At 70.7% G+C, this 16,116-nt stretch carries 17 protein-coding genes and 2 tRNA genes; 5 read left to right on the top strand and 14 right to left on the bottom strand.

Annotation, left to right across the window (positions count from 1 at the left end):
• Positions 1–48 precede the first annotated feature (48 nt).
• The 6 genes from tig to ISU07_RS07595 form a co-directional block, all read right to left on the bottom strand.
• Complete coding sequence (tig, locus tag ISU07_RS07620) at positions 49–1,479, bottom strand: trigger factor (protein ID WP_194706188.1); 1,431 nt, start codon at positions 1,477–1,479, stop codon at positions 49–51.
• A gap of 60 nt (positions 1,480–1,539) precedes the next feature.
• Positions 1,540–1,612: transfer RNA gene (locus ISU07_RS07615), tRNA-Pro, on the bottom strand.
• Between the two features lie 58 nt (positions 1,613–1,670).
• A tRNA-Gly gene (locus tag ISU07_RS07610) sits at positions 1,671–1,741 on the bottom strand.
• Between the two features lie 64 nt (positions 1,742–1,805).
• The gene (locus tag ISU07_RS07605) at positions 1,806–2,912 is read right to left on the bottom strand and encodes a PP2C family protein-serine/threonine phosphatase (protein ID WP_194706187.1); all 1,107 of its coding nucleotides are present in this window, start codon (positions 2,910–2,912) and stop codon (positions 1,806–1,808) included.
• Positions 2,913–2,940: 28 nt separating this feature from the next.
• The gene (locus tag ISU07_RS07600; protein WP_194706186.1) at positions 2,941–3,789 is read right to left on the bottom strand and encodes an Fpg/Nei family DNA glycosylase; all 849 of its coding nucleotides are present in this window, start codon (positions 3,787–3,789) and stop codon (positions 2,941–2,943) included.
• On the bottom strand, positions 3,782–4,273 hold the full coding sequence (locus ISU07_RS07595; RefSeq protein WP_194706185.1) for a ribose-5-phosphate isomerase: 492 nt from the start codon (positions 4,271–4,273) through the stop codon (positions 3,782–3,784). Before ISU07_RS07595 ends, ISU07_RS07600 begins: the two co-directional genes overlap by 8 nt.
• 63 nt (positions 4,274–4,336) lie before the next feature.
• On the opposite strand from ISU07_RS07595, the gene ISU07_RS07590 reads away from it, so the two are divergent.
• Positions 4,337–5,638, top strand: a complete 1,302-nt coding sequence (locus tag ISU07_RS07590) for a hypothetical protein (RefSeq protein WP_194706184.1) — start codon at positions 4,337–4,339, stop codon at positions 5,636–5,638.
• Between the two features lie 36 nt (positions 5,639–5,674).
• On the opposite strand, the gene ISU07_RS07585 is transcribed toward ISU07_RS07590, so the two are convergent.
• The 3 genes from ISU07_RS07585 to ISU07_RS07575 all read right to left on the bottom strand — a co-directional run bounded on the left by ISU07_RS07585 (position 5,675) and on the right by ISU07_RS07575 (position 8,893).
• Positions 5,675–6,274, bottom strand: a complete 600-nt coding sequence (locus ISU07_RS07585; protein WP_194706183.1) for a short chain dehydrogenase — start codon at positions 6,272–6,274, stop codon at positions 5,675–5,677.
• Positions 6,271–8,082: a methionine--tRNA ligase gene (metG, locus tag ISU07_RS07580; RefSeq protein ID WP_194706182.1), complete on the bottom strand. Its 1,812-nt coding sequence runs from the start codon at positions 8,080–8,082 to the stop codon at positions 6,271–6,273. The genes ISU07_RS07585 and metG overlap by 4 nt, the downstream gene beginning before the upstream one ends.
• Positions 8,083–8,233: 151 nt before the next feature.
• The gene (locus tag ISU07_RS07575) at positions 8,234–8,893 is read right to left on the bottom strand and encodes a mycothiol-dependent nitroreductase Rv2466c family protein (RefSeq protein WP_194706181.1); all 660 of its coding nucleotides are present in this window, start codon (positions 8,891–8,893) and stop codon (positions 8,234–8,236) included.
• A gap of 63 nt (positions 8,894–8,956) precedes the next feature.
• On the opposite strand from ISU07_RS07575, the gene pepN reads away from it, so the two are divergent.
• On the top strand, positions 8,957–11,500 hold the full coding sequence (gene pepN / locus ISU07_RS07570; RefSeq protein WP_194706180.1) for an aminopeptidase N: 2,544 nt from the start codon (positions 8,957–8,959) through the stop codon (positions 11,498–11,500).
• A gap of 149 nt (positions 11,501–11,649) precedes the next feature.
• Here the strand turns inward: pepN and ISU07_RS07565 are convergent, their stop codons facing one another.
• Positions 11,650–12,039, bottom strand: a complete 390-nt coding sequence (locus ISU07_RS07565; RefSeq protein ID WP_323742483.1) for a DUF5130 family protein — start codon at positions 12,037–12,039, stop codon at positions 11,650–11,652.
• A complete protein-coding gene (locus ISU07_RS07560) occupies positions 12,020–12,364 on the bottom strand; it encodes a hypothetical protein (RefSeq protein ID WP_194706179.1) in 345 nt (114 codons plus the stop codon). Before ISU07_RS07560 ends, ISU07_RS07565 begins: the two co-directional genes overlap by 20 nt.
• A gap of 44 nt (positions 12,365–12,408) precedes the next feature.
• Between ISU07_RS07560 and ISU07_RS07555 the strand changes: the two genes are divergently transcribed.
• Both ISU07_RS07555 and ISU07_RS07550 read left to right on the top strand, forming a co-directional pair.
• Entirely contained in the window at positions 12,409–13,422 is a 1,014-nt protein-coding gene (locus ISU07_RS07555) for a mechanosensitive ion channel family protein (protein WP_194706178.1), read from the top strand.
• Positions 13,423–13,456: 34 nt separating this feature from the next.
• Positions 13,457–13,834 carry a globin gene (locus ISU07_RS07550; protein WP_194706177.1) on the top strand — a complete coding sequence of 126 codons (378 nt, stop codon included), beginning with the start codon at positions 13,457–13,459 and terminating at the stop codon, positions 13,832–13,834.
• On the opposite strand, the gene ISU07_RS07545 is transcribed toward ISU07_RS07550, so the two are convergent.
• The 3 genes from ISU07_RS07545 to ISU07_RS07535 form a co-directional block, all read right to left on the bottom strand.
• Positions 13,831–14,703: an acyl-CoA thioesterase gene (locus ISU07_RS07545; protein WP_323742482.1), complete on the bottom strand. Its 873-nt coding sequence runs from the start codon at positions 14,701–14,703 to the stop codon at positions 13,831–13,833. The two genes, ISU07_RS07550 and ISU07_RS07545, sit on opposite strands and share 4 nt — an antisense overlap.
• Positions 14,704–14,749: 46 nt before the next feature.
• Positions 14,750–14,932: a hypothetical protein gene (locus ISU07_RS07540; protein WP_194706175.1), complete on the bottom strand. Its 183-nt coding sequence runs from the start codon at positions 14,930–14,932 to the stop codon at positions 14,750–14,752.
• A gap of 91 nt (positions 14,933–15,023) precedes the next feature.
• Complete coding sequence (locus ISU07_RS07535) at positions 15,024–15,437, bottom strand: cyclic nucleotide-binding domain-containing protein (RefSeq protein ID WP_194706174.1); 414 nt, start codon at positions 15,435–15,437, stop codon at positions 15,024–15,026.
• A gap of 100 nt (positions 15,438–15,537) precedes the next feature.
• Between ISU07_RS07535 and ISU07_RS07530 the strand changes: the two genes are divergently transcribed.
• Positions 15,538–16,116 (top strand): TetR/AcrR family transcriptional regulator, encoded by a 579-nt coding sequence (locus ISU07_RS07530; RefSeq protein ID WP_194706173.1) that lies wholly within the window; start codon positions 15,538–15,540, stop codon positions 16,114–16,116.

The following is a 16,116-nucleotide window of genomic DNA, read 5'->3' as shown; positions in this document are numbered from 1 at the left end:
CCGCGGGGATGGTTCGAACGAACTAATTTTGCGCAGCGACGACCTCGGTCACAGGCGCGCGGCCGCGGTGGTCGGCTCGTCCGGCTCGGCAGCCGGCTGCTCCGCGTCCCCCTTCTCGTCCGTCGCCTCGTCGGTCTCGTCCGCCGGGTCGCCGATGGTGCCGTCCGGGCGCAGGTTCTTGAGGTCGATGACGTTGCCGGAGGCGTCGGTGACGGTGGCGTTCTCCACGATCTGGGCGAGCGCCTTGCCCCGGCGGATCTCCTGGACCAGCTCGGGGATGTGGTTGTGCTCGAACATGTGGTTGACGAAGTCCTGCGGGTCCTGGCCGGACTGCTGGGCCCGCACGGAGAGGTGCTGCTGGAGCTCGTTCTGGTCGACGCCGAGCTCCTCCTTGGTGGCGACCTCGTCGAGCAGCAGCTGCGCCACGACGGCGTCGCGGACGCGGCGCTCCAGGTCGGCCTCGAACTCCTCGGCGGTCTGGCCCTCGTCCTCGAGGTACTTGTCCATCGTCAGGCCGGCGTACGCCAGCTGCTGCTCGATGTTCTGGCGCCGGGAGTTCAGCTCGTCGGTGACGACGGTCTCCGGGAGCGGGATGTCGACGCGCTCGAGCAGGGCCTCGAGGACGGCGTCACGCGCGGCCGCGGCCTGCTCGAGGCGCTTGCCCCGGCCGAGCCGCTCGCGGACGTCCTCGGACAGCTCGCCGGCGGTGTCGAACTCCGAGGCCAGCTGGGCGAACTCGTCGTCGAACTCCGGGAGCTCCTGCTCCTGGACCTTGTCGACCTTCACCGTCACGTCGACGTCGGTGCCGACCAGGTCGCCGCCCACGAGCTGGGAGGAGAAGGTCCTCTCGTCGCCGGCCGACATCCCGGCGAGCGCCTCGTCGAGGCCGTCGAGCATGCCGCCGCGGCCGACCTTGTAGGACATACCGGTCAGCTCGGCGCCCTCGACGGTCTGGCCGTCCTGCTGGGCGACCAGGTCGATGACCACGAAGTCGCCGTCCTCGGCGGCGCGGTCGACGTCGACCAGGGTGGCGAACCGCTCGCGCAGCGCCTGCACCTGCTCCTCGACGTCCTGGTCGGTGACCGCGACGTCCTCGACCTGCGCGGTGAGGTCGTCGTACGCCGGCAGCGTGATCTCCGGCTTGACGTCCACCTCCGCGGTGAACTCCAGCGACTCGTTGTCCTCGAGCTTGGTGACCTCGATCTCCGGCTGGGCCATCGGCTGGAGGTCGTTGTCCTGGAGCGCCTGGACGTACAGCTGCGGCAGGGCGTCGTTGATCGCCTGGTCGAGGATGGCGCCGCGGCCGACCTGGCGGTCGATCACCATCGGGGGCACCTTGCCGCGGCGGAAGCCGGGGACGTTGATCTGCTGGGCGATGGTCTTGTACGCCTTGTCGAGGCTCGGCTTGAGCTCCTCGAAGGGCACCTCGACGGTCAGCTTGGCCCGGGTCGGGCTCAAGGTCTCGACGGCGCTCTTCACAGGGGTGTCTCCTTGATCGTTCGGGGGTTGCGGCTCGGTCGGATCGGTCGTTCTCGTCGGTCGGGGCGACAGGACTCGAACCTGCGATCTCCTGCTCCCAAAGCAGGCGCGCTAGCCACTACGCTACGCCCCGCCAGGCTGCCTCGGCCCACCGCTCAGCGGTGCTGAACGCACGGGTAGAGGCGCCTGAGAGCGGATGACGGGAATCGAACCCGCGTAGCCAGTTTGGAAGACTGGGGCTCTACCATTGAGCTACATCCGCGCAAGCCCGAATCGTGCCACAGCGGCGGGTGCCCACCCCAACCGGCGAGGCCTCCCGGCCGGCGTCAGCGGCGGTGCACGAGCAGCATCGCGCGGTCGTCGTCCTTCGACCCGAGCTTCTCCACCAGCCGGTCGACGCGGTCGGCGGTGGCGTCGCCGTGCAGCACCTTCTCCGCCTCGCCGATGAGCCGGTCGATGCCCAGCTCGATCTCCCTCTTGGAGGTCTCGACCAGCCCGTCGGTGTACATCACGAGGGCGTCGCCCGGCCGCATCACCCCGCGCACGCTCTCGAACTCCGCCCCCTCGATCAGCCCCAGGACCGGTCCGTCGGACTGGAGGGCGGACCAGCGTCCGCTGCCGGCGGCCAGGTGGACCGCCGGCGGGTGGCCGGCCGTCCAGACCTCGAAGTGCCCCGACTGCAGGTCGAGGGAGAGCTGGACCGCGGTGGCGAACCCCTCGTCCCAGCGGTGACCGAGCAGGTAGGCGTTGGCGGCGGTCAGGAACTCGTCGGGAGGGATGGCGGTGATCAGGCCACCGAAGGCGCCCGACAGCAGCAGCGCCCGGGTGGCCGCCGCGTCACCCTTGCCGGAGACGTCGACGACGGCCACGTCGAGCCGGCCGCGCGACGCCGACGCCACGATGAAGTCGCCGGCGAAGAGCGTGCCGCCGGCGGAGCGCAGCGCCGACTCCGCGACCCACTGCGAGGGCAGGTCGGGGAGCCGGCCGTAGCGCTGGATCCGGTCGCGAAGGTCGATCAGCATCGACTCCCCCTGTGCCCCGGCGACCCCGAGACGCGAGCGGCGGTGGGAGGTGACCAGCACGATCACGCACAGCACGAGGATGACGACGACCGCGACCCAGGTGCGGTGGGTGGGGCTGACGATCCTCGGCAACGAGGCCAGCACCAGAACCGCGAGGAACGAGATGAACGGCAGCATGAACCGCGGGCTCAGGAAGAGGCTGGCCAGGATCAGCGGCACGACCAGCAGGTTGATCGGGACGTACTGCGGGAACCCGATGGTGCCGACGCCGCACAGGATGGCGAAGGCCACCAGCGCGACGAGCGGACCCCTGGTCGGGGCACCCGGGTCGTCGAGCGACTTCCAGGCCGCCGTGAACCGGCGTGGGACGCGCGCGGGGACGACGGATCGCGACTTCGGCGCTCCACTCATGGTCGTGATCCCGTCCGGTCGTTGGCGCTCACTGTACGGCGCGGGACCGGAACCGCGGCTGACAATGCGCACACCAGAACAGGTTCCTTCCGTTCAGCTGCTCGGTGCGCACGCGGGTCCCGCAGACCAGGCACGCCTGGCCGGCGCGACGGTAGACGTACACCTCACCACCGTGGTCGTCCTCGCGGGCCGGCCGGCCCATCGCCTCGGGCGTGTGCTCGGGACGGACCGTGTCGATCGTGCCGGTCTTGACGCCCTCGTTCATGAGCGCGACCAGGTCCTCCCAGATCGCGCGCCACTGGCCGACGCGCAGGGTGCGGCCCGGCCGCAGCGGGTGCATGCGGTGCCGGAACAGCACCTCGGCGCGGTAGACGTTGCCGACGCCGGCGATCACCTCCTGGTCCATCAGCAGGTCGCCGATGGGCCGGTGGCTGCGGCTGATCCGCGCCCACGCGCGGGCGGGGTCGGCGTCGTCGCGGAGCGGGTCGGGACCGAGACGCGCGACCACCTCGTCGCGGCGCGCCGTGGTCACCAGGTCGCAGACGATGGCGCCGCGCAGGTCGGCGTACGCAGCCGGGCCGGAGTCCCAGGTCGCCAGCCGCATCCGGACCTGGCCTACGGGCAGCGGGACCTCCGTGACGCCGGTGTGCACGTCCAGCTGGCCGATCAGCCCGAGGTGGATGTGCACCACCCGCTCGCCGCTGAGCTCGACGAACAGGTGCTTGCCGGCGGCCTCCGCCCCGACGACCACGGAGCCGTCGAGGAGCGCGGCCGAGTCGGCGAACCTTCCCTGCGGGCTGGTCACCGACACCCGGCGGCCGCCGAAGGCGGCCCCGACCTCGTGCGCCAGCCGGTGGAGGGTGTGCCCCTCAGGCATGCGAAGTGCTGGCCGAGGGCGGCAGCGGAGGGAGCTCGCCCGTGCGCTCGTAGTCGGTGAGCATCGCGATCCGGCGGGCGTGCCGCTCCTCCTCGCTGAACGGCGTCTCGAGGAAGACCTCGACGAAGCGGGTCATCTCCTCGACCGTGTGCATCCGTCCACCCACGGCGATCACCTGCGCGTCGTTGTGCTGCCGCGCGAGCGCCGCGGTCTCCTCCGACCACACCAGCGCGCTGCGGATGCCCTTCACCTTGTTGGCGGCCATCTGCTCGCCGTTGCCGGAACCGCCGATCACGACGCCCAGGCTGCCGGGGTCCGCCGCCACGCCCTCGGCCGCGCGCAGGCAGAAGACGGGGTAGTCGTCGAGCGCGTCGTACACGAACGGGCCGTGGTCGACCGGCTCGTGGCCGTGGTCGGTCAGCCAGGCCGTGAGGTGGGCCTTGAGGTCGAGACCGGCGTGGTCGCAGCCCAGGTGCACGCGCATGACGCAGGAGTCTAGGGATGCTCGCCGACGGGGCCGGACCCGTCCAGGGCTTACGCTCCTCGCGTGATCCGGGCACGGCGGGCGACCGCACTCCTGATGCTCGCCACGCTCGCCGCCGCCACGTCCTCGTGCTCGGCCGACATCTCCTCGGGAGCGGCGCCGGACGACCCGCCGTCGTCGTCGAGCGGCGGTGCGGACCAGGGCCCGTACCAGCCCACCGACGACGACCGGGCCGACATCCGGTACCTGATGGAGACCCGTGCGCGGGCGCTCGACGACGAGGACGAGCAGGCGTTCCTGGCCACCGTCGACCCCGGGAACGGCGACCTCGTGGCCGCCCAGCGCACCCTGTTCCACAACATCACCCAGCTGCCCGTCGCGTCGGTGGACTACCTGGTCGAGGACGCCTCCGGCCTGCCGCCGGCCGACGTGGACGGCGGCGACCCCGTGTTCCGCCCCTTCGTCATCGAGCGGCTGGAGCTCGACGGCATCGACGAGGCACCGGTCGGCAACACGCTCGAGGACACCTTCGTCAAGCGTGCGGACGGGTGGGTGCTGGGCGCCGAGACCCTCGCGGGCGACTACCCGGAGGGTGAGGAGCCACAGTCGTGGCCCTGGGGCGGCGGCGTACCGATCGTCGGCGCCCGCGTCGACGACCTCCTGGTCCTCGTCGACCGTGAGGACCGCGAGCAGGCACCGGAACTGGCCCAGGCGGTGGCCGGCGACATCGACGACGACGCGGAGGTCCTGGGCGTCGAGCCGCGCACCGACGTGCTGGTCGACGCGACCACGTCCGGCTCGGTGCGGATGATGAACACCCTCGACGACAGCGAGGCCGCCGCCGTCACGTTCCCGGTGTACGCGCTCGACGAGGACGGGCGCGCCTCGGAGTTCGGGGGCATGCGCATCAAGATCAACCCCGAGCAGATCGACGCGTACGCCGCCGACGACTTCGTCCTCAAGCACGAGCTCAGCCACTTCCTGATGGCCCGGCACGCCGGCGCCTGGCCCACGTGGCTCTCGGAGGGGCTGGCCGACTACACCGCCACGCAGCCGTTGTCCTTCGCCCAGGGCCCGGCGGGCGTCGACTCGTCGTACCTCGACGGCCTGCGCCGCGACCTCCCCACCAAGGCCAAGTGGGGGCTGGACCCGCAGGCCGACTACCTCATCGCCCGGGCGGCCGTCACGTACCTCGCCGACACCTACGGCGTGCCGAAGGTGCTGCAGCTCGGGCGCGCCTACGAGAAGGCGTACGACGGCGGCGACGCCGACCAGCTCACCGCTCGTGTGCTGCCGAAGACGCTCGGGCTCACCGAGGCCGACCTGGTACGGGAGACCTGGGCGCTGCTCGACACGCTGGGGTGAGCGCCCGCAGGTTTCCCCGGTCGACCGGGGAAACCTTCAGTACCCGACCTTGAGCACCTGGCCGGTACCCGAGCCCTCGATGGACGCGACGTACGCCGCGGCGGCGTCGGCGACGGGGATGGGGGTGGCGCCGGGGAACATCGGCCCGTAGGCGTCCCAGGCCTCGGCGAACACCGTGGCGCTGACGGCGTTGATCCGCTGGCCACGCGGGAGCTCGATGGCGGCCGAGCGGACGAAGGCGTCGACGCCGCCGTCGACCGTCGAGGCGATGGGGCTGGTCGGCACCGGCTGCTCGGAGAGGATGCCGGACACGAGGGTGAAGGAGCCGCCGTCGGTGACGTGCTCAATCCCGAGGCGGACCAGCTCGACCTGGCCGAGCAGCTTGTCCCGTACCCCGGCCAGCCACTGGTCCGAGGTGAGGTCGGTCAGCGCGCCGTACGGCGTCTTGCCGGCCGTGCACGCGACGGCGTCTACCCGGCCGACCGCGGTGTACAGCCCGGCGATCGAGGCGGGGTTGGTGAGGTCGACGAAGTTCTCCCCGGACCGGGACGCCTCGACGACCTCGTGCCGCCCGGCCAGAGCGGCGACGACGGCCGAGCCCAGCCGCCCCGACGCGCCGACGACGAGCACCCTCACGACGCCTCCAGCCTCGCCCGCTCCTCGTCCACGACAGACGGGTCGAGCTTGGTGAAGATCGGCGTCGGCTTCTCGACCTTCGCACCGACGGTGACCGGGCGCGAGGACCACCGCGGGGTCTCGGAGTACGAGCCGGTGATCACCGGGTAGGTCAGCAGGCCGGCGCCCTCGTCGGGGTCCAGCTCGTCGACGTACTCGATCCGCGGCATCGGCTGGAACTCGCCCTCGCCGCCGAGCGCCTGCCAGACCTTGGTCGAGGTGTGCGGCAGGAACGGCGACAGGAGGGTGTTGCAGTCGAGCACGCACTGGGCGGCGACGTGCAGGACCGTCCCGAGCCGCTCGCGCTGGCTCTCGTCCTTCATCTTGTAGGGCTCGGTGGCGGTGAGGTACTTGTTCACCTCGCCCACGACCCGCATCGCCTCCGCGATGGCCGCGCGCTGCCGGTGCCGGCCGATCAGGTCGCCGACGGTGTCGAAGCCGGAACGTACGGCGGACAGCACGGCCTCGTCGACCGCGTCCAGCGGACCCGCGGCCGGGATCTCCCCGAAGCTCTTGCTGACCATCGTCGCGGTGCGGTTGACCAGGTTGCCCCAGCCGGCGACCAGCTCGGAGTTGGTGCGCTGAACGAAGTCGGTCCACGTGAAGTCCGCGTCGGAGGTCTCCGGTCCGGCCGCGCAGATGAAGTAGCGCAGCGCGTCGGGCTGGTACCTCGCCAGGAAGTCGCCCACCAGGATCACGTGCCCACGGCTGGTCGAGAACTGCCGGCTCTCCATCGTCATGAACTCGCTGGAGACGACTTCAGTGGGCAGGTTCAGGCGGCCGTACTCCCCCGGCTCCCCGCCCCGGTCGCCCTCGCCGTTGTAGGCGATCAGCTCGGCCGGCCAGATCTGGGCGTGGAAGACGATGTTGTCCTTGCCCATGAAGTAGTAGGAGAGCGCCTCCGGGTCGTTCCACCACTCGCGCCAACGATCGGGCTCTCCGAGCCGGCGAGCCCACTCGATGGAGGCCGACAGGTACCCGATGACCGCGTCGAACCAGACGTACAGCCGCTTGCTCGGGTTCTCCCGCCAGCCGTCGACGGGCACGGGGATGCCCCAGTCGATGTCGCGCGTCATGGCCCGCGGCTTGAGGTCCTCGATGAGGTTGAGCGAGAACTTGATGACGTTGGGCCGCCAGGTGCCGGACGCCTCGCGGCCCTCCAGGTACGCCGTCAGCGCCTCGGCCAGCGCGGGCAGGTCGAGGAAGAAGTGCTGGGTCTCCACGAACTCCGGCGTCTCGCCGTTGATCTTGGACCGCGGGTTGATCAGGTCCGTGGGGTCCAGCTGGTTGCCGCAGTTGTCGCACTGGTCACCGCGCGCGTCGGGGTACCCGCAGATCGGGCAGGTGCCCTCGATGTACCGGTCCGGGAGGGTGCGGCCCGTCGACGGGCTGATCGCGCCGAAGGTCGTCTGCTCGACCATGTAGCCGTTGCGGTGCACCGTCTGGAAGAGCTCCTGCACGACCTTGTAGTGGTTGCCGGTCGTCGTCCGCGTGAACAGGTCGTAGGACAGGCCGAGGTCGACCAGGTCGTGCACGATCACCGAGTTGTTCTTGTCGGCCAGCTCGCGCGCGGTCACGCCCTCGCTGTCGGCGGCCACCAGGATCGGCGTGCCGTGCTCGTCGGTCCCCGAGACCATCAGCACCTCGTGCCCGGCCATCCGCATGTACCTGCTGAAGACGTCGGAGGGCACGCCGAACCCGGCCACGTGGCCGATGTGGCGCGGGCCGTTGGCGTACGGCCAGGCGACGGCGGACAGGACATGCGTCATGGGGAGAGCCTATTGAGGTAGGGCGAGCGGTTATCCGCGCCCATGGTGGTCGAGCCGCGAGGCCGGCCACGGCCGAGCGTGTCGAGACCTCGGAGGAGCCACCGGGTCTCGTGACGGGACTTCGTCCCTCCTCGACCAGCGGGACGGGGTGTCAGCTGAAGTCGAGCGTGCGGTTCCGCGTGCGCTTCAGCTCGAAGAACGTCGGGTACGACGAGAGGGTGACGGTCGCGTCCCAGATCCGGCCGGCGTCCTCACCGCGGGGGATGCTGGAGAGCACGGGGCCGAAGAAGGCGGCGCCGTCGAAGGCGATCGTGGGCGTGCCGACGTCGTCACCGACCTGGTCCATGCCGGCGTGGTGGGACTTCTTGATGGCCTCGTCGTACGACGCGTCGTCCCAGGCCTCGATGAGCTCGGCGGCCAGCCCGGCGTCCGCCAGGGCCGCGGCGACCGACTCGCGGCTCGAGCCCTCGCCCTGCGTGTGGATGTGCTCGCCCATCGCGGTGTAGAGCGGGAGCAGGGCCTGCTGGCCGACGTGCTCCTGCGCGGCCATCAGCACGCGGACGGGTCCCCACCCGTCGGCGAGCCCGCGGCGGTAGTCCTCCGAGACGTCCTTCTTCTCGTTGAGGTAGCTCAGGCTCATCACGTGCCAGCTCACGTCGATGTCGCGGACCCGCTCGACCTCGAGGATCCAGCGCGACGTGATCCAGGCGAAGGGGCACCGCGGGTCGAACCAGAAGTCCGCCGACCCCGAATTCGTGACCGACGATGCTGAATCGTTACCAACAGGGGAGTTGCCCGAGGAAGAGGTCATGGCTCGGTAACAGGGACCGCATCGATGCTGTTCCGTCTTTGTCCGAATGGCAGGATGCCGGTCATGCCCGGAACCAACCTCACTCGGGAAGAGGCGCAGACCCGCGCCGGTCTTCTCGCGGTCGAGTCCTACACCGTGGACCTCGACCTCACCGTGTCCGACAAGGTCTTCGAGAGCACCACCGTGCTCCGGTTCACCTGCTCCGAGCCCGGCGCCAGCACGTTCGCCGACCTGGTCGGGGCCACCGTCCACGAGGTCGTCCTGAACGGGAAGAGGCTCGACGAGTTCGACGTCTACCGCGACAGCCGCATCCGGCTCGACGACCTGCAGGCCGAGAACGAGCTGCGCGTCCACTGCGAGCTGCCCTACAGCCACACCGGCGAGGGCCTGCACCGCTTCGTGGACCCGGCCGACGGCAAGGTCTACCTCTACAGCCAGTTCGAGGTGCCGGACGCCCGGCGGATGTACACGACGTTCGAGCAGCCTGACCTCAAGGCGCGCTTCACCTTCAACGTGACCGCCCCCTCGCACTGGGTGGTGGTGTCCAACGCTCCGACGCCGGCGCCCGAGGAGCTCGACGACGAGAAGAGCGTCTGGCGGTTCCCGGCCACCAAGCCCATCTCGACGTACATCACCGCGCTGATCGCGGGCGAGTACCACTCGGTCCACGACGCCTACGAGGGCAAGAACGGCACGATCGAGCTCGGCCACTACTGCCGGCAGAGCCTGGTCGACCACCTCGACACCGACGAGGTCGTGAAGATCACCAAGCAGGGCTTCGAGTTCTTCGAGGAGGCCTTCGGCTACCCGTACCCCTTCGAGAAGTACGACCAGCTGTACGTCCCCGAATACAACATGGGCGCGATGGAGAACGCCGGCGCGGTCACGCTCCGCGACGAGTACCTCCCTCGCAGCCGCCAGGACGGGTCCTTCTACGAGTTCCGCGCCTCGGTGATCCTGCACGAGATGGCGCACATGTGGTTCGGCGACCTGGTGACCATGAAGTGGTGGGACGACCTCTGGCTGAACGAGTCGTTCGCCGAGTGGGCCTGCTACCACGCCGCGGTCGAGAACACCGAGTTCACCGAGTCCTGGACCGGCTTCACCAACGCCCGCAAGAACTGGGCGCTGCGCCAGGACCAGCTGCCCTCGACGCACCCGATCGCCGCGGACAACCACGACCTCCAGGCCGTCGAGGTGAACTTCGACGGGATCACCTACGCCAAGGGCGCCTCGGTGCTCAAGCAGCTGGTCGCGTGGGTCGGTCTTGATGCGTTCCTGACCGGGCTCAAGCAGTACTTCCACGACCACGCCTACGCCAACTCCGAGTTCACCGACCTGCTGACCGCGCTGGAGAAGTCGTCCGGCCGTGAGCTCGACTCCTGGGCCAAGGAGTGGCTGCAGACCTCCGGCGTGAACACGCTGGCGCCCGAGTTCGAGCTGGACGCCGACGGCGCGTACACGTCGTTCGGCGTGCGCCAGACCGCGGCGGCGGGGTTCCCGACGCTGCGCCGGCACCGCATCGGCATCGGCCTGTACGACGAGGAGGGGGGCCACCTGGTCCGCCGCCACCACCTCGAGGTCGACATCGAGGGCGAGCTGACCGTCCTCGACGAGCTCATCGGCCTGGACCAGCCCGACCTGCTGCTCCTCAACGACGGTGACCTGACCTACGCCAAGATCCGCCTCGACGAGCGCTCGCTGGCGACCCTGGTCGGCGGCCTCGGGCGGCTCGACGACTCCCTCGCGCGGGCCCTGTGCTGGGGCGCGGCGTGGGACATGACCCGGGACGCCGAGATGGCCGCCACCGACTTCGTCGAGCTGGTGCTGCGCAACATCGGCTCCGAGACCGACGCGTTCGGTTCGGCCCGGATCCCCGGGTACGCCGCGCTGGCTGCGCACGCCTACTCCGCCCCCGAGCACCGTGCCGCGTTGCTCGACCGCTGGGAGGCCGGCCTCAAGGAGCTGCTGCTGGCCGCCGAGCCGGGCAGCGACCACCAGCTGACCTTCGCCCGCTCCTACGCCGGCGCCGCACACAACCCGGCCGCCCTGGACGACGTGCAGGCGCTGCTGGGCGGCTCGCTGACGATCGAGGGCCTGGCCGTCGACACCGACCTGCGCTGGGCGCTGGTCACCAGCCTGGCGAAGAACGGCCGCATCGGCGCCGACGAGATCGCCGCCGAGCTGACGCGCGACAACACCATCTCCGGCCAGGAGCACGCCGCTGCGGCGCTCGCCTCCCGCCCCACCGCCGAGGCCAAGGCCGAGGCGTGGGACCAGGCGACCGTCCAGGAGAACGTCCCGAACGAGACCCACCGGTCGATCTGCTCGACGTTCATGCGCTACGGCCAGGAGGCCGTGCTGGCGCCGTACCTCGACAAGTACCTCGAGGCCGCCGACGACATCTGGGAGCGCCTCGGCACCCACAAGGCGTCGACCGCCCTCGAGTACGCCTTCCCCAACCCGCTCGCCAGCCCCGAGCTCCTGGAGAAGGTCGACGCCTGGCTCGACTCCTCCCCCGCGAACCCCGCCGCCAAGCGGTACGTGCGGGAGGGCCGCGACGACGCCGCCCGCGCGCTCCGCGCGCAGGAACGCGACCGCGTGTAATCGCTGGTCGAGGAAGGCGCGCTAGCGCCTGTCACGAGACCCGGTGAGAGGTCAGCGGACGTCGTGCCGGGTCTCGTGACGGGACTTCGTCCCTCCTCGACCAGCGGAGGCGGACGGGACTTCGTCCCCCTCCAGCGGCCGCAGGCGGACTACTCCGCGGCGTGGAGGGTCTGCGGAGGTCGCGCGTGCGCGGCGAGCATGGTGATGCCGCGCTTGAGCCCGCCGACGAAGTCGCCGGCCGCGAAGGCCGACTGCATCTCCAGGATGGCCAGCTGGACCTCGTGGTCGGTGAGGGTGCGCTTGACGACCGAGCCGGTGACGACCTCGATCGCGCGAGCGACGGGGTCGACCATGATCAGCACGGAGTGCGTGGGCGCGACGAGGGCGGCGTGGAGGCCGGCGGCGTACTCGCGACGCGGCTCCTCGGCGTGGCCGACGAAGACGGAGAACTCGAACCGGCTGGTCTGCTCGGCCGCGCGGATGGCGCGGTCGATCTCGAAGCGCTCGCCGGCGGAGAAGTCACCAGCTGCCACTGGCACCACCCGTTTCGTCGGTCGTGTCGGCCTTCTTGGCCTCGATCGCCTTGTCGGCGTCCCGGCGGCCGCCGAACCACTCGTCGTCGGAGCGGGCGCCCGCCGGCGCGACGGACTCTCCGCGCACGATCGACGGGACGTACACCAGCAGGGCCAGCAGGACGATGACGAGGAGCGGGATACCGCCCAGCACCAGAAGGGCGTGCAGGAACGAGACGTCGTCCGGGTTGCTCCAGCCCTCGGGTACGTCGGCGCTCGCGGCCCCGGCGTACGTGAGGGGCAGGGCGAGGGCGACCGTGACGACGGCCAGGATGCGTACCAGTGCCTTCACGGGGCCGAGACTATCGGCATCCGGGCCTCGGTACGGTGGCGCCCATGGTCCCCCTGACCTATGACCTGACCACCGTCCTGTCCAACCCGTGCCTGCCCGACGAGAACACCTGCGAACGCATCTACAACTGGACCCACAACTCCCAGCTGGCCGAGGTCGCCGACCTGATCATCGGCAAGCCGCTGGCGATCGTGATCATCGTCATCGTGGGCCTGGTGGCCCGCTGGCTGCTGCACCGGGCCGTCGACCGCCTCGTGCGCCGCGCCGAGGACGGCGTGCTGCCCGACCGGATCAGTCGGATGTCGGTCGGCCGCAGTCGTTCCGAGGCCAGCGACAGCGCGCACAGCCGCCGCCTCCAGCGCGCCCGCACCATGGGCGACCTGCTCAAGAGCATCATCACCGGCGTCATCGTCGCCGTGGTCATCACCATGGCGCTGGCGGAGCTCGACTACGAGATCGGCCCGATCCTGGCCAGCGCGGGCATCCTCGGCGTCGCGCTCGGGTTCGGCGCGCAGAACCTGGTCAAGGACTTCCTGGCCGGCATCTTCATGATCTTCGAGGACCAGCTCGGCGTCGGCGACTCGGTCGACCTCGGCGAGGCCAGCGGCACCGTCGAGGCGGTCAGCCTGCGGGTCACGCGGCTGCGCGACGTGAACGGCACGGTCTGGTACGTCCGCAACGGCGAGATCCTCCGCGTCGGCAACCAGAGCCAGAACTGGGCGCGGACGGTCCTCGACGTGACCTTCCCCTACCGGGAGGACGTGGCGCGGGTACGCCGCGTGCTCCAGGAGGTGGCCGACGACCTGTGGCACGACGACGAGTACGACCACGTGATCATCGAGCAGCCCGAGGTCTGGGGCATCGAGGCGGTGACCGCCGACGCGATCACCATGCGCGTCACGCTCAAGACCGCGCCGCTCGAGCAGTGGAAGGTCGCGCGGGAGATGCGCGCCCGGATCAAGTCCCGCTTCGACGCCGAGGGCATCAGCGCGCCGTACGCGCACACCGTCGTGGTCAACCAGAGCCAGAACGACCAGAACGCCCCCGAGGGGGCCTGACGCGGCGTCACCGGTCGCTTGGGAGGATGGTCCGGTGACGTTCTACGACGAGATCGGCGGGTACCCGACCATCGAGAAGATCGTCGCCACCTTCTACGCCGGCGTGGCCGAGGACCCGGAGCTGCGGCCGCTGTACCCGGAGGAGGACCTCGGCCCGGCCGAGGAGCGGTTCCGGCTGTTCCTCTGCCAGTACTGGGGCGGGCCGACGACGTACTCCGACACGCGGGGCCACCCGCGGCTGCGGATGCGGCACGCGCCGTTCGCGGTGACGCCGCGGGCGGCCGAGCGCTGGCTGGTGCACTTCCGCGAGGGCCTCGACGCGGTCGCGCTGCCGCCCGAGCAGGACGCGCAGTTCTGGGACTACGTCACCCACGCCGCGCAGTTCATGGTCAACACCCTCGACCCCGTCTAGAGCCCGGGTGCGGCGAGCAGCCGCTCGCGGACCTCGGCCGGCGGGGCCTCCGCCCTGCCCGTGGCCGGGTCGACGAACACCATCACGACGCGGGCCCGGGCGAGCAGGCGATCGCCGTCGAGGATCTCTGACGCGATGACCATCGACCTCGTGCCGACGTGGGTCAGCCAGCACCATGCGTCGTACGGCTCGCCCCGGAACAGGATCGGCAGCTTGTAGTCCACGTCGGCCCGCGCCGTGACCATCTGGACCGGCGGGCCGTCCTCGCCCAGTCCCTTCCAGAGGCGGGCGGTGAAGAGGATGCGCGCCTCCATGAAGTACTCGAAGTACGTGACGTTGTTGACGTGCCCGTAGACGTCGACGTCGGAGAACCTGACGTGAAGGGGGTAGTGGCCGACCGGGTCGCGGCGGCTCTCCCAGGTCAGGCGGAGCGGGTCGGCCCACTCGGGCGCGTCCTCCAGGTACGCCGCCAGGGTGGCGCGCTCGCCGTCGCTGACCCGGCGGGGCCGCTCGGCCTCGAAGACGAACGGCGTGAGGACGGTCGTCGCCCGGAGGTAGACCCGTCGTCCACCCGGCTGCCCCGACTGGTGGGCGGCCTCCTCGCGGAAGACCTCGTAGGCCATCGTGAACGAGGCGGCGCGGATCTCGGTGACCCAGCACTCGATGCTCACCGGCCGGAAGTCGTAGGTCAGCGGCGCCTTGTAGTGCACCTCGTGCCGGACCACGACCAGCGCCTCGGCGAGCCCGCCGGACTCCTGGTCGTGCGTGCGCGCGTGCACCCGGAGCATGTCGACGCGCGCCTCCTGCAGGTAGTCGACGTACACGACGTTGTTGACGTGTCCCTGCAGGTCCATGTCGGCCCAGCGCATGGGGCACTCATAGACATGGCGCATGGCCCGACTGTGCCACCTCTGCTCAGTGGCCGAGCGCGAGGTGCCCGTAGTACGTGCGGATCGACTCGCGGCGCGAGACGCGGGCGCGGTGGTGGAAGGCGAGCCGGTTGGCGGCGATGGCGCCGAGGATGCCGACGCCGGCCACGACGGCGATGCCGACGAGCGAGAGGAGGGTGACGACGAAGGCGGTGCTGACGATGACCATGACGGCCTCACTTTCTACATCTGTAGTTTCTACTGATGTAGAAGGTACGCCGCAGCCAGATTCTTCCCAACTCCGGGGAGGGTGACTCAGATCACGCCTCGGCAGCCCGCAGCCGCTCGCACATCACCCTGAGCAGCTGCTTGGCGACGTCCGGGTGGTCGTCCAGGATCGGGTGGAAGGCCCACGAGGCGAGCGCGATGGTGGTGACCGGCGTCTTGGCGCGGACGGTCGCGGAGCGTGGCTTGCCGTCGATCATCGAGATCTCGCCGAAGTAGTCACCGGCGCCGAGGTCCTTGCGGGGCTGGCCGTGCACCGTCACCGAGACGTCGCCCGAGCGGATCAGGTGGAAACCGGCCGCGCCGCCGCCCTCCTCGGTGATGTCCTTGCCCTCGGGGTGGTTGACGACCCGCGCCTGGGCGGCGATGGCGTTGAGGGCCTTCTTGCCCACGCCGGCGAACAGGTCGGTGCTGCTGAGGGCCTGGACGATCTCCGGGTCTGCCGCCATGCCGATCCCCACTCTCGCTCGTGGCGCCGCACCTGGGCGCGGCGGCCAAGGTATCGCCGCAGGTCCGGGCCGGGCAACGAAGGAGCGGTACGGTCCGACCATGCCCGACCTCTCGCCGCGCCGGCGCCGGTTGATGGCGGCCGCCACGGAGGTCGTGGCGGAGCAGGGGCTGCGCGGACTGACGCACCGCGCGGTGGATCGGGCGGCTGGGTTGAGCGAGGGCAGCTGCTCGGCGTACTACCGCACCCGGCAGGCGCTCCAGCAGGGCCTGGCCGAGTACGTCGCGTCGACGGCGGCCGGCGACGTGGCGGCACTGACCGAGGACCTCCGCGTCTGCGGGCCGGACGACGACCGCAAGGTCGAGCTGACCACCCGGCTCTTCCTGCGCTGGCTGACCGAGCGCGACGTGCTGCTGGCGCGCCTGGAGCTCGAGCTCGCGGCCACCCGCGACCCCGGGCTCGCCGCGGTGCTGACCGAGTGGCGGCAGCGGCTGGTCGGGATCGTCGGCGCGATCATGACCGACCGCGGGGTGACCGACTCCGACCGGCGCGCCGAGGTGCTCGTCGCCGCGCTCGACGGGGTGCTGCTCACGGCCCTGCTGCGGCCCGCTCGCTCGCGACGTACGTTCGTCACCGGCTCCCTGGAGCGGCTGATGAGCGGGCTCGCCGAGCCCGGGTGA

The sequence above is a fragment of the Nocardioides islandensis genome (assembly GCF_015352455.1).
GTDB classification, from domain to species: domain Bacteria; phylum Actinomycetota; class Actinomycetes; order Propionibacteriales; family Nocardioidaceae; genus Nocardioides; species Nocardioides islandensis.
Note: the sequence above shows the minus strand (reverse complement) of the source record. Positions and strands in the feature narration are given on the sequence as shown.

What these genes read in the sequence shown, in the direction of transcription:
- ISU07_RS07605 (WP_194706187.1), bottom strand. Translation starts at nt 2,912, where the DNA reads ATGAGTGGAGCGCCGAAGTCGCGATCCGTCGTCCCCGCGCGCGTCCCA.
- ISU07_RS07540 (WP_194706175.1), bottom strand. Translation starts at nt 14,932, where the DNA reads ATGGTCATCGTCAGCACCGCCTTCGTCGTCACCCTCCTCTCGCTCGTC.
- pepN (WP_194706180.1), top strand. Translation starts at nt 8,957, where the DNA reads ATGCCCGGAACCAACCTCACTCGGGAAGAGGCGCAGACCCGCGCCGGT.
- ISU07_RS07530 (WP_194706173.1), top strand. Translation starts at nt 15,538, where the DNA reads ATGCCCGACCTCTCGCCGCGCCGGCGCCGGTTGATGGCGGCCGCCACG.
- ISU07_RS07535 (WP_194706174.1), bottom strand. Translation starts at nt 15,437, where the DNA reads ATGGCGGCAGACCCGGAGATCGTCCAGGCCCTCAGCAGCACCGACCTG.
- metG (WP_194706182.1), bottom strand. Translation starts at nt 8,082, where the DNA reads ATGACGCATGTCCTGTCCGCCGTCGCCTGGCCGTACGCCAACGGCCCG.
- ISU07_RS07555 (WP_194706178.1), top strand. Translation starts at nt 12,409, where the DNA reads ATGGTCCCCCTGACCTATGACCTGACCACCGTCCTGTCCAACCCGTGC.
- ISU07_RS07600 (WP_194706186.1), bottom strand. Translation starts at nt 3,789, where the DNA reads ATGCCTGAGGGGCACACCCTCCACCGGCTGGCGCACGAGGTCGGGGCC.
- ISU07_RS07575 (WP_194706181.1), bottom strand. Translation starts at nt 8,893, where the DNA reads ATGACCTCTTCCTCGGGCAACTCCCCTGTTGGTAACGATTCAGCATCG.
- ISU07_RS07545 (WP_323742482.1), bottom strand. Translation starts at nt 14,703, where the DNA reads ATGCGCTGGGCCGACATGGACCTGCAGGGACACGTCAACAACGTCGTG.
- ISU07_RS07595 (WP_194706185.1), bottom strand. Translation starts at nt 4,273, where the DNA reads ATGCGCGTGCACCTGGGCTGCGACCACGCCGGTCTCGACCTCAAGGCC.